The following is an 11,301-nucleotide window of genomic DNA, read 5'->3' as shown; positions in this document are numbered from 1 at the left end:
GGCCGGCGCGCGCGCCGGCCTGGCGACAGGCTGCACTGCGGGCTGGGCTGGCGAAGGGGCGGCCTTGGGCGCGGGGCGGCCGGCATCGGTTTTCCGATCCGGCGACAAAGGTTTGGCGGGGCGTTGTGCTGACATTGGCCGGGATTATAATCCGCGGCATGAATGCAAGAACCGACACGCCAGCCGACGCGCCCGCGCCGTCCGAAATGGACGAGCCCCTGCCCGTCACCGACCCTTCCACGCTGCCCGCGCCCGCTACCGGCGCCGACCCCGTCGAGCGTGGCGCCCCCGACCACCAGCAGTTCGTCGACTGGCTGCGAGCGGTTGCGCCCTATATCCACGCCTTCCGCGGCAAGACCTTCGTGATCGCCTTCGGCGGTGAGTTGGTCAAGGCCAACATCCTCAACGCCCTGGTCAATGACGTGGCCCTGCTGCACGCCATGGGCATGCAGATCGTGCTGGTGCACGGCTCGCGCCCGCAGGTGGAAGAGCAACTGGCGCTGCGCCACGTCGAGTCGCAATTCGCCGACGGCGTGCGCGTGACCGACAACGCGGCGCTGGAGTGCGCCAAGGAAGCCGCCGGCGAACTGCGCCTGGATATCGAGGCCGCCTTCAGCCAAGGCTTGCCTAACACGCCCATGGCTGGCGCCCAGTTGTCGGTGATCTCCGGCAACTTCGTCACCGCCCGCCCGCTCGGCATCGTCGACGGCGTGGATTACCAGCACACCGGGCTGGTGCGCAAGATCGACGGCGAGTCGGTTCGCATGTCGCTGTCGCACGGCAAGATCGTGCTGCTCTCGCCGCTAGGCTTCTCGCCCACCGGCCAGGCCTTCAACCTGTCGATGGAAGACGTGGCGAGCGCCACCGCCATCGCCCTGAAGGCCGACAAGCTGGTATTCATCACCGAAGTGCCCGGCGTGCAGGACCCGGTCGGCAAGCTGATGCCGGAAATGTCGCTGCGCACCGCCATCGAGCGGCTGCAGAACAACCACCTGCCGCCTGATGTCTCCTATTACCTGGAACACCTGGTCAAGGCGCTCAAGGGCGGTGTGCCGCGCGCCCACCTGATCCCCTTCCAGCTGGACGGCTCGGTGCTGCTCGAGCTGTTCCTGCACGACGGCGTCGGCACCATGATCTCCGACACCGACCTGGAAAGCCTGCGCGAAGCCACACTGGACGACGTCGGCGGCATCCTGCAGCTGATCGCCCCGCTGGAGCAGGATGGCACGCTGGTGCCACGCGGGCGCCACCTGATCGAGCGCGACATCGCCAACTTCTCGGTGATCGAGCACGATGGCGTGCTGTTTGGCTGCGCCGCGCTCTACCCCTACCCGCGCGAAGGCATGGCCGAGATGGCCTGCCTGACTGTGTCGTCCGAAGCCCAGGGCACCGGCGACGGCGAGCGCCTGCTCAAGCGCATCGAGCGCCGCGCCCGCAGCCTCGGCCTTGACCGCCTATTCGTGCTCACCACCCGCACGGAGCACTGGTTCCTCAAGCGCGGCTTTGTCCACGCCACCGTGGACGACCTGCCGGAAGACAAGCGCAAGCTCTACAACTGGCAGCGCAAGTCGATGGTGCTGATGAAGAAGCTGTGACGGCGGTGGGGGTAGCCTGAAGGCCGGCCCCTGCTTCGTTACAATAGCGGCACCGCAACGGCCGGCCCCTCGCCGCGCCGGCCACATCACACGACAACAAGGAGTTCCCCATGGCCCGCATGGTTCAATGCGTCAAGCTCAACAAAGAAGCCGAAGGGCTCGACCTGCCGCCGCTGCCAGGCGAACTCGGCAAGAAGATCTGGCAAACCGTGTCGAAGGAAGCCTGGGCTGGCTGGCTCAAGCACCAGACCATGCTGATCAACGAAAACCGCCTGAACATGGCCGATGCCCGCGCTCGCCAGTATCTGCTCAAGCAGACCGAGAAGTACTTCTTCGGTGAAGGCGCGGACCAGGCACAGGGCTACGTGCCGCCGCCGGCTGCCTGATCTGGCTGAGCGCGGCTTCGCGCCGCGCGGTGGAAAACAAAAAGGGTGCCTGTTACGGCACCCTTTTTCATGCAACGATCCTCCAGCGGGACCGGCAGACTCAATAATCGCTGCGCTTCACGCCCTCCGGCGTGCCCAGCAACAGTACGTCCGCGCCGCGCAGGGCAAACAGCCCCACCGTGACCACGCCCGGCATGTGATTGATGGCTTCTTCCATCGACTTCGGATTGCTGATCTTCAGGCCTGCCACATCCAGGATCACATTGCCGTTGTCGGTCTTGAAGATACCGCCTTCCTTGGTCATGCGCAGGCGCGGCTGGCCGCCAAATGCAGCCAGTTGACGGGCGACCGCAGCGCGTGCCATCGGGATCACTTCCACCGGCAGGGGAAACGCGCCCATCACATCCACCAGCTTGCTACCGTCGGCGATGCAGACGAAGCGCTTGGCCACCGAGGCCACGATCTTCTCGCGCGTCAGCGCGCCGCCACCGCCCTTGATCATGGCGCCGCTGGCGTCGATCTCGTCCGCGCCGTCGACGTACACGGGGATCTCGTCGACCTCATTCAGGTCCAATACCTGGAAGCCGTGCTGCTGCAGGCGGCGCGTGGACGCCTCCGAGCTGGAGACCGCGCCGGAAAAGCGTTCCTTGAACGCCGCCACCGCATCAATAAAGAGGTTGGCCGTGGAGCCCGTGCCCACGCCCAGCACCGCACCCGTCGGCACTACCTCTTTGACATAGTCGGCCGCGGCTTGCGCCACCAGCGCCTTGAGTTCATCCTGTGTCATGACAACAGCCCATCTGCTTTGGGGGAAACCGCATAGTGTACCGGAATGCCGTGACATCCCCGGCGTGGGCGCGAGCCGACGGTACAATGACCCGAGGCATGCATCAGCGCGGCGCCCGGGGCCTGCCGTTTTGGTCCTGCGCCATCACCAACCCTTAAAAGCAACTCACTGACCATGAACCAGCTCGATCAGCTCAAGCAGTTCACCACCGTGGTGGCGGACACCGGCGATTTCCAGGTGATGAAGCAGTACACGCCGCAAGACGCCACCACCAATCCCTCCCTGATTCTGAAGGCCGTCCAGAAGGCCGAGTACCGCCCCCTGCTGGAAAAGGCCGTGCGCGGCAATGAAGGCACCGACGCCGTGATGGACGCCCTGCTGATCGCCTTTGGCTGCGAGATCCTGGCCATCGTGCCGGGCCGTGTGTCAACCGAGGTCGACGCCCGCCTGTCCTTCGACACTGAAGCCACACTGGCCAAGGCCCGCCACCTGATCTCGCTGTATGAGCAGCGCGGCGTGGCCCGCGAGCGCGTGCTGATCAAGATCGCCTCCACTTGGGAAGGCATCCGCGCCGCCGAAGTGCTACAGCGCGAAGGCATCAACTGCAATATGACGCTGCTGTTCTCGCTGGCACAGGCCGTTGCCTGCGCCGAGGCCGGCGCGCAACTGATCTCGCCCTTCGTTGGCCGCATCCTGGACTGGCACAAGAAGCAAGCCGGCGACAAATGGGACGCCGCCGCCAACGCGGGCGACAACGATCCCGGCGTGCGTTCCGTGCGCCAGATCTACGACTACTACAAGAAGTTCGGCCACCCCACCGAAGTGATGGGTGCCAGCTTCCGCAGCACCGAGCAGATCCTGGCGCTGGCCGGCTGCGATCTGCTCACCATCAGCCCGGACCTGCTGGAGCAGCTCGCCGCCAGCGAAGGCACCGTGGAGCGCAAGCTGTCGGTCGACCAGGCGCAGGCCGGCAATATCGCCCGCATCGAGTGTGGCGAGGCGGCTTTCCGCTGGCAGCTGAATGAAGACGCGATGGCGACGGAAAAGCTGGCAGAGGGGATCCGCGCATTTGCGGCGGATGCGGTCAAGCTGGAGGCGTTGATTACGGCTTGAGAGGGGGAATTGAGAGGGAGAAAACAGGAACCGCCCGGGAATCCAGGCGGAGGGCCGCGGTTCAGGCTGGTGTCGCGCTCACACTGTCCCACAGCAAGGGCAAGACCACGCCGGCCGGGCCGCGCAGCACGATGTCGGCGGTCTGATCCAGCGCCGAGGGTTCAGGATTAACCACGATGACGTGCGCGCCGTGATCCTTGGCGGCGCCGGGCAAGCCGGCTGCCGGATAGACCAGGCCGGAGGTGCCCACCACGATGCACAGATCGCACTGCTCGGCCGCGTGCTCGGCGCGATAGCGGGCCACGCGCGGCAGTTCCTCGCCGAACCACACCACGCCGGGGCGCATCATGGCATTGCAAAGGGAGCAGCGCGGCGGCATGCCCGGCACGGCGGTCGCCGGGTCGCAACGGCCGCAGCCGTCAAGCCACTTGTTGGCGAACAGGTTGCCGTGCAGCTCGATCACATCGCGGCTGCCGGCGCGCTGATGCAGGCCATCCACGTTTTGCGTGACCAGGGTCACGGCCTTCTGCGCGGCGAGCGCCACCAGGGCGATATGCGCCGGGTTGGGATCGGTGGCCGCCACCAGCTCGCGCCGGTGCAGGTACCACTCCCAGACCAGCGCGGGCTGGCGCCGGTAGGCGTCTTCCTGGGCCAGCTCCTCGGGATTGAAGCGCGACCACAAGCCGGTCATGGCATCGCGGAACGTGGGCACGCCGGACTCGGCGGATACGCCCGCGCCGGTGAGCACCATGATATTGGTCGCTTCGCCGATCAGGCGGCGCGATGCCGCGAGCGCCTGCGCGTCGATGTACGCCGTCATGGATGCCGCCCCAGCGCTTAGCGCTTCAGGCGGCGCTGGCGCACCGCCTCATACAGGCACACGCCGCTGGCCACGGAAACGTTCAGGCTTTCCACGCCGCCGGCCATCGGGATGCTCACGAGCTCGTCACAGGTTTCGCGGGTGAGGCGGCGCATGCCCTCGCCTTCGGCGCCCATCACCAGGGCAACCGGTCCCTTGAAATCGACGTCATAGAGCGTCTTTTCCGTGCCGTCGTCCGTGCCGATCACCCAGATGCCGCGTTCCTGCAACTCGCGCAGCGTGCGCGCCAGGTTGGTGACAGTGATGTAGGGGACGGTCTCCGCCGCGCCGCTGGCCACCTTGGCCACCGTGGTGTTCAAACCCACGCTGCGGTCCTTCGGAGCGATCACGGCGTGCGCGCCAGCGCCATCGGCCACGCGCAGGCAAGCGCCCAGGTTGTGCGGATCGGTSACGCCGTCGAGCACCAGCAGCAAAGGCGTGCCCTCGATGCCGTCGAGCAGTTCGTCAAGATTGAGGGCCAGCGCCACATCTTCGGCGCGGGCGACGACGCCCTGGTGACGGTCGGTGCCGGCCATGCCGCGCAGGCGCTCGGCATCCACCGGATGCAGGCGGACTTTGAGGCTTTCGGCAAGGCGGATGAAGTCCTGCATGCGGCGGTCACGCCGCGCGGATTCTACGTAGACATCGGTGACGCCAGCGGCGTCCTGGCGCAGGCGCGCGGTGACGGCGTGAAAGCCGATCAGGAGTTTTTGTTTAGCCATGGCGAGATTGTACATTCCCGCCGGAGCTTGCCCCGTGTCCGCAGCCATGGCGCCGGAACCGGGCAAGCCGGTGCCGGCGCCATGGCCGTCAGGTGCGCTTGCGCGAGGCGCGGCTGCTCTTGCCGGCCGGCTTGGCGCCGCCCTTGTGCGTCGAGCCCAGATGCTGCGGCTTGGGCTTGGCGGCCCGCTTGGCCGGCTTGCCGCCGGCCTTGGCGCCCTGCCCCACGTGCGGTTTGACCGGCGTCATGACAGCTTCGAACACCGGCTGCTCTTCGATCACGCGGTCCAGCGTTTCGTCGAACGACTCTTCCGGCTTGGAGCTGCCACCCAGCAGCGCGGCCAGCTGACGGCCCTTCTTGCGCGCGGGCACGGCGTGCGCGGCGGGCACGCGCGGCGCGGCATCGACGGTCGGGGCGCGGCCACGCAGATTCTTGGCTGAGGGTTCCTGCACCAGGCGGAAGTCGATCTTGCGCGCATCGAGGTCCACGCGCGAAACCTGCACGCGAACGCGGTCGGTGAGGCGATAGCGGATGCCGGTACGCTCGCCGCGCAGCTCATTGCGCGCTTCGTCGTACTGGAAGTAATCGCTGCCCAGCTCAGTGACATGGACCAGGCCCTCGACATAGAGCTCGTCGAGCTGCACGAAGATGCCGAACGAGGTAACCGAGCTGATGGTGCCCGAATACTCGCTGCCAAGCTTGTCGCGCATGAAGTAGCACTTGAGCCAGGCTTCCACATCGCGCGAGGCTTCATCGGCGCGGCGCTCGTTGGCCGAGCAGTGCAGGCCGAGCTCGTCCCAGATGGCTTCGTTGCGCTGGGCGCGCGCGGCGCTGCGCTCTGCCTTCTCGGCGGCGTCCTTGGCCTGCATGCGGCGTGCCTTGGGCGCGATCGCGGTGTTCAGCGCGGTGCCCGGCGCAAATGCCGGCCGGTACTTGGTATGGGCCAGCACGGCCTTGATGGCGCGGTGCGTGAGCAAGTCCGGGTAACGGCGGATCGGGCTGGTGAAGTGGGCGTAAGCCTCGTACGACAAGCCGAAGTGGCCGATGTTGTCCGGGCTGTAGACCGCCTGCTGCATCGAGCGCAGCAGCATGGTCTGCAACATCGGCGCATCGGGACGGCTCTTGATCTTGTCCATCACGTCGGCGTAGTCGCCCGCTTGCGGCTTGTCGCCACCGGCCAGCGAAAGCCCGACGGTGCGCAGGAACTCGCGCAGGTTCTTCAGCTTTTCCTCGCTCGGGCCGGCGTGGATCCGGTACAGCGTGGGATGCTTGAAGCGTTCGAGAAAATCGGCGGCGCACACGTTGGCGGCCAGCATGCATTCCTCGATCAGGCGGTGGGCGTCGTTGCGGGTGCGCGGCAGGATCTGCTCGATCTTGCCCTGCGCATTGCAGACGATATAGGTTTCGGTGGTATCGAAGTCGATCGCGCCACGCTCACGCCGCGCCTTGAGCAGGACCTGGAACAACTCGTACAGGTTCTGCAGGTGCGGCACCAGGTCGGCACGCTTGTGCGCCTCCGGGCCCTTGGTGTTGGACAGCACCGACCAGACCTCGTTATAGGTCAGACGCGCCGCCGAATGCATCACGGCGGGATAGAACTGATAGCCCTTGAGCTCGCCCTTGGCGGTGATCACCGCATCGCACACCATGCACAGGCGGTCGACTTGCGGGTTCAGCGAGCACAGGCCGTTGGAGAGCTTTTCCGGCAGCATCGGGATGACGCGGCGCGGGAAGTACACCGAGGTGGCACGATCCAGCGCATCGGCGTCGAGCGCCGTGCCTGGGCGCACGTAGTGCGACACATCGGCAATCGCCACCACCAGGCGCCAGCCCTTCGAGCGGCCGATCTTGACGGGTTCGCAGTAGACAGCGTCGTCGAAGTCGCGCGCGTCCTCGCCGTCGATCGTCACCAGCGGCACGTCGCGCAGGTCGATGCGGTGCTCCAGGTCGGACTCGCGCACCTCGTCGGGCAGGCCGGCGGCTTCCTTGGCGCAGGCATCCGAGAATTCATGCGGCACTCCGTACTTGCGCACGGCGATTTCGATTTCCATGCCGGGATCGTCGAAGTCGCCCAGCACTTCCACCACACGGCCCACGGGCTGTACGTAGCGATCGGGGTAGTCGATGATCTCGACGCTGACCACCTGGCCGACTTGCGCCTTGCCTTGCGACTTCGGCGGGATCAGGATGTCCTGGCTGATGCGCTTGTCTTCGGGCGCCACCACCAGCACGCCGCCTTCGCTCAGCAGGCGGCCGATCACGTAGCGGTTGGCGCGCTCGAGGATCTCGACGATCTGGCCTTCGGGCCGGCCGCGCCGGTCGTAGCCGATCACGCGCACCTGGGCGCGGTCGTTGTGCATGGCCTTCTGCAGCTCGCGCTCCGGCAGGAAGATGTCGTCATCGCCATCGTCGCGGATCAGGAAGCCGAAGCCATCGCGGTGGCCCTGCACACGGCCGACCACAAAGTTAGGCTGGTTGGCCAGCTCGTAGCGGCCCTTGCGGTTGAGTTCGATCTGGCCGTCGCGCTCCATGGCGGCGAGGCGTTTCTGGAAGCCGTCGTGTTCTTTGCGCGTGACAGCGAGCGCCTTGGCGATATCGCCGCCCGACAAGGGCGACCCCGACGTCCGCAGGACGCCAAGGATTTCTTCCCGACTAGGGATCGGATAGTTATTCTGATTCAATTTTTTCTAGAATTATTTGACAAACGATTTGCGGTCGCTATAATGAGCGCTTCGGTTGTTTCGACGCCCGCCCAGGTGGCGAAATTGGTAGACGCACTAGGTTCAGGTCCTAGCGGTGGCAACACTGTGGAGGTTCGAGTCCTCTCCTGGGCACCAGATCAAACGGAAAACCCGCAGCGCTTTCGAGCCCTGCGGGTTTTTTGTTTTCCGGCGTCTGATCTTGCAACTTGGCACTCCCGATTCGATATTGGCGCGACAGCGCGACTTAACAATTGACTAAATACCAGTCGCAGCAACGACCGCTCCGGGGCGTGGAATCCGCTCTTGCCTGTAGAGGCAGAGGCATCCACACGGCCTGGCGCTCACACGAACTGCCAGGGCGCGGCCGGAGCAGCAGCCGACTGCTGCGCTGCGGGTGAGTGTATCAGTTTCAGTGGCGCTCCCGGCATTCTTCCACCATTCACACGCTGGAATGTCGCGTTTTCCGACGTTTTCAGGCGCAAACCACCCTATTGCTGCAGGCGCATGCCACACCGGCATGCCTGCGTGGCCCGCCAGTCGCTTGACAGCGATGCCATCTGTAACTAAGATAGTTTCATATTGCCTCGCCCACCATGACCACCAGCAGCCGATTCGCCGTTGCCGTCCATATCCTCACCTTGCTGGCCAGCGCCGCAGAGCCCTTGCCGTCGTCGCTGATCGCGGGCAGCGTGGGCACGAACCCGGTCCTGATCCGCCGCCTGGTCAGCCAGTTGGCCGAGGCGGGGCTGGTGAGCACGGTGATGGGGAGCAACGGCGGCGCCTCGCTGGCGCGTGCGGCGGCATCGATCACGTTGCTCGATGTGTTCCGTGCGGTGGAGTCGGCCACGCTGATCGCCCCGCACCACAGCGTGCCCAATCCGGCGTGCATGGTGGGACGGGAAATTACCGGCGCGCTGAAGCACGCCGCGGACCGCGCCCAGGCCGCGATGGATGGTGCGCTGGCCGAGATCACGATTGCCGGCATGCTCGCCGATGTGGAGCGCGCAGCCCGGCAACGCAAGTCGTAAAAATTTTTATCCCGATATGTAACTAAAATAGTTTCATATCGATATTCAACAGCGCAACAAAGGAGTCAACATGAAGATCGCAATCATCGGCGCCACCGGCCGTGTCGGCACCCGCCTCATCGACGAAGCCCTGAGCCGCGGCCACACGGTCACCGCCATCGCACGCCAGGCCGACAAGCTGGCCGCGCGGCCGGGCCTCGCCACGATCAATGCGGATGTCGCGGACACCAAGGCCCTGGCGGCCGCGCTCGCCGGCCAGGACGTGGCAATCAGCACAGTGCGTTTCCTGCAGACCACGACGAAACAGATCACCTCCGCGGTCAAGGCCGCCGGCGTGCCCCGCCTGCTGGTGGTGGGCGGCGCGGGCAGCCTCTTTGTAGCACCAGGCGCGCAACTGGTCGATACGCCGCAGTTCCCGGAAGCCTATAAGGCGGAGGCCCTGGCCGGACGCGACTTCCTCAACGCCCTGCGCAACGAGACAGCGATCGACTGGACCTTCCTGTCCCCCGCGGCCCTGTTCGAGCCGGGCACGCGCACGGGCAAGTTCCGCGTGGGCGAGGAGACGCTGCTCTCCGACGCCAGCGGCAAGAGCTGGATCTCGATGGAGGACTATGCCATCGCCATGATCGACGAAGTGGAAAAACCGGCGCACTCGCGCCAGCGCTATACGGTCGCTTACTAAGCCGGACACGGGCAGCAACTGCGGGGGCCGCGGCAAGCCGCCCTCGCCGTCTTCTGCAGGCCCGGGTCAGCACCCCGGCCGCGCCAGATAGCCGCGACGCCAGGGCTTTAGCACCGCAATGGCAAGCAGCGCGGTCACGATATCCAGCGTGATTGCCACGCCGAACACCGGCATCCAGCTGCCCAGCCTCTCGTGCATCAGCGCCGCCAGCGGGCCGCCGAAGATCGAGCCGATGCCCTGCGAGATGTACAGCCAGCCGTAGTTGGTGGTGGCGTAGCGCGTGCCAAAGGTATCGGTCAACGTGGAAGGAAATAGCGAGAAGATTTCGCCCCATCCCAGGAACACCACGCCCGACAGCAACACGAACAGCACCGCGTTGTCCCGGGTGAGCAGCCACAGCGCCATGGCCACGGCCTCCAGCGCGAAGGCGAAGCACATCGTGTTCTCGCGCCCCCAGCGGTCCGACACCCAGCCGAACAACGGCCGCGTGAGGCCGTTCGTAAAGCGGTCGATGGTCAGCGCCAGCGGCAAGGCAGCCATCCCGAACACCACGGCGCCGGACACACCGAAGTCCTTGGCGAACGAGGCCATCTGCGAGGTGACCATCAGCCCCGACGTGGACATCATCGTCATCATCACAAATAGCAGCCAGAACAGCGGTGTGCGCAGCATCTGGCGCGTCGGCACATCGGCCACGCTGGGCGCCGCCACCGCACGCGGGCACGTGGGCGCGAGCTGCTCGCCGGCAGCCGGCGCGCGCAGCCCCTGCGAGGCGATGAAGCCGATCACCGCGAACAGCAGGCCGAACTGCCACAGCGTGGTTTCCAGCCCCTTGCCAGCCAGGGCCGACGCGATCGGGAAGGTGGTGAGGATCGCGCCCATGCCATAGCCGGCCGCCACCAGGCCCACCGCAAAGCCGCGCCGGTCCGGGAACCAGCGCACCATCTGGCCCACTACCCCCACATAGACAATGCCCGTGCCCAGGCCACCCACCACGCCGTAGCTGAGATACAGCATGCCCAGGCTGTGCACCTGGGCTGCCAGCACCCAGCTCAGGCCAGACAGGACCGTGCCGAGCGCAATCAGCCGGCGCGGACCAAAGCGCTCGATCAGCACGCCCTGGAACGGTGAGAAGAACGTCTGCAACACGATCAGCAGGGAGAAGGTGACCTGTAGCTCGGAGAGCGGCACGCCGAGCTTGGCCGCGAGCGGCTTGGTGAACAAGGTCCACACATACTGCGGGCTGGAGATCGCCATCATGCACGCGACACCCAGCGCCAGCTGGATCCAGCGCGTACGCGCCAACGGCAAGGCAGGCGACATGCCGAGTGCCGGGTTATCTGCAACTGAACGCATCGAACCACTCCTTGGAACGGATTTCGAGGAAACCGCAGGCTCTTTGCCAGAGCCTCGGGGAACCAGGCCCGG

Annotated in this window: 10 protein-coding genes and 1 tRNA gene; 6 read left to right on the top strand and 5 right to left on the bottom strand. The window is 65.9% G+C overall.

Features of this window, described 5'->3' with window-relative positions:
• Positions 1–158 precede the first annotated feature (158 nt).
• Both argA and AC1DQR_RS33340 read left to right on the top strand, forming a co-directional pair.
• Positions 159–1,595, top strand: a complete 1,437-nt coding sequence (gene argA / locus AC1DQR_RS33345; protein WP_174423289.1) for an amino-acid N-acetyltransferase — start codon at positions 159–161, stop codon at positions 1,593–1,595.
• Between the two features lie 110 nt (positions 1,596–1,705).
• Complete coding sequence (locus tag AC1DQR_RS33340) at positions 1,706–1,981, top strand: oxidative damage protection protein (protein ID WP_043347409.1); 276 nt, start codon at positions 1,706–1,708, stop codon at positions 1,979–1,981.
• A gap of 100 nt (positions 1,982–2,081) precedes the next feature.
• On the opposite strand, the gene rpiA is transcribed toward AC1DQR_RS33340, so the two are convergent.
• The gene (gene rpiA, locus AC1DQR_RS33335; protein WP_416049054.1) at positions 2,082–2,768 is read right to left on the bottom strand and encodes a ribose-5-phosphate isomerase RpiA; all 687 of its coding nucleotides are present in this window, start codon (positions 2,766–2,768) and stop codon (positions 2,082–2,084) included.
• Between the two features lie 174 nt (positions 2,769–2,942).
• Here rpiA and tal point away from each other — a divergent pair, with 174 nt between their 5' ends.
• A complete protein-coding gene (gene tal, locus AC1DQR_RS33330) occupies positions 2,943–3,881 on the top strand; it encodes a transaldolase (RefSeq protein ID WP_416049055.1) in 939 nt (312 codons plus the stop codon).
• A 61-nt stretch (positions 3,882–3,942) separates the two neighbouring features.
• On the opposite strand, the gene AC1DQR_RS33325 is transcribed toward tal, so the two are convergent.
• The 3 genes from AC1DQR_RS33325 to rnr all read right to left on the bottom strand — a co-directional run bounded on the left by AC1DQR_RS33325 (position 3,943) and on the right by rnr (position 8,142).
• Positions 3,943–4,701, bottom strand: a complete 759-nt coding sequence (locus AC1DQR_RS33325) for an SIR2 family NAD-dependent protein deacylase (RefSeq protein WP_416049056.1) — start codon at positions 4,699–4,701, stop codon at positions 3,943–3,945.
• A 17-nt stretch (positions 4,702–4,718) separates the two neighbouring features.
• Positions 4,719–5,462, bottom strand: coding sequence for a 23S rRNA (guanosine(2251)-2'-O)-methyltransferase RlmB (gene rlmB / locus AC1DQR_RS33320; protein WP_043352050.1), 744 nt, complete (start codon positions 5,460–5,462; stop codon positions 4,719–4,721).
• 88 nt (positions 5,463–5,550) lie between these two features.
• Positions 5,551–8,142 (bottom strand): ribonuclease R, encoded by a 2,592-nt coding sequence (gene rnr, locus AC1DQR_RS33315; RefSeq protein ID WP_174423294.1) that lies wholly within the window; start codon positions 8,140–8,142, stop codon positions 5,551–5,553.
• A 69-nt stretch (positions 8,143–8,211) separates the two neighbouring features.
• Between rnr and AC1DQR_RS33310 the strand changes: the two genes are divergently transcribed.
• From AC1DQR_RS33310 to AC1DQR_RS33300, 3 genes are all read left to right on the top strand, one after another.
• Positions 8,212–8,298: transfer RNA gene (locus AC1DQR_RS33310), tRNA-Leu, on the top strand.
• Positions 8,299–8,756: 458 nt separating this feature from the next.
• Positions 8,757–9,191 (top strand): Rrf2 family transcriptional regulator, encoded by a 435-nt coding sequence (locus AC1DQR_RS33305; RefSeq protein ID WP_416049057.1) that lies wholly within the window; start codon positions 8,757–8,759, stop codon positions 9,189–9,191.
• Positions 9,192–9,261: 70 nt separating this feature from the next.
• A complete protein-coding gene (locus AC1DQR_RS33300) occupies positions 9,262–9,873 on the top strand; it encodes an NAD(P)-dependent oxidoreductase (RefSeq protein WP_416049058.1) in 612 nt (203 codons plus the stop codon).
• A 66-nt stretch (positions 9,874–9,939) separates the two neighbouring features.
• Here AC1DQR_RS33300 and oxlT read toward each other — a convergent pair whose 3' ends face one another.
• Positions 9,940–11,229 carry an oxalate/formate MFS antiporter gene (gene oxlT, locus AC1DQR_RS33295; protein ID WP_416049059.1) on the bottom strand — a complete coding sequence of 430 codons (1,290 nt, stop codon included), beginning with the start codon at positions 11,227–11,229 and terminating at the stop codon, positions 9,940–9,942.
• Positions 11,230–11,301 lie beyond the last annotated feature (72 nt).

The organism is Cupriavidus sp. 05L411 (assembly GCF_056398045.1).
This window is presented reverse-complemented; position numbering and strand designations above follow the sequence as displayed.

What these genes read in the sequence shown, in the direction of transcription:
- argA (WP_174423289.1), top strand. Translation starts at nt 159, where the DNA reads ATGAATGCAAGAACCGACACGCCAGCCGACGCGCCCGCGCCGTCCGAA.
- AC1DQR_RS33340 (WP_043347409.1), top strand. Translation starts at nt 1,706, where the DNA reads ATGGCCCGCATGGTTCAATGCGTCAAGCTCAACAAAGAAGCCGAAGGG.
- rpiA (WP_416049054.1), bottom strand. Translation starts at nt 2,768, where the DNA reads ATGACACAGGATGAACTCAAGGCGCTGGTGGCGCAAGCCGCGGCCGAC.
- tal (WP_416049055.1), top strand. Translation starts at nt 2,943, where the DNA reads ATGAACCAGCTCGATCAGCTCAAGCAGTTCACCACCGTGGTGGCGGAC.
- AC1DQR_RS33325 (WP_416049056.1), bottom strand. Translation starts at nt 4,701, where the DNA reads ATGACGGCGTACATCGACGCGCAGGCGCTCGCGGCATCGCGCCGCCTG.
- AC1DQR_RS33305 (WP_416049057.1), top strand. Translation starts at nt 8,757, where the DNA reads ATGACCACCAGCAGCCGATTCGCCGTTGCCGTCCATATCCTCACCTTG.
- AC1DQR_RS33300 (WP_416049058.1), top strand. Translation starts at nt 9,262, where the DNA reads ATGAAGATCGCAATCATCGGCGCCACCGGCCGTGTCGGCACCCGCCTC.
- oxlT (WP_416049059.1), bottom strand. Translation starts at nt 11,229, where the DNA reads ATGCGTTCAGTTGCAGATAACCCGGCACTCGGCATGTCGCCTGCCTTG.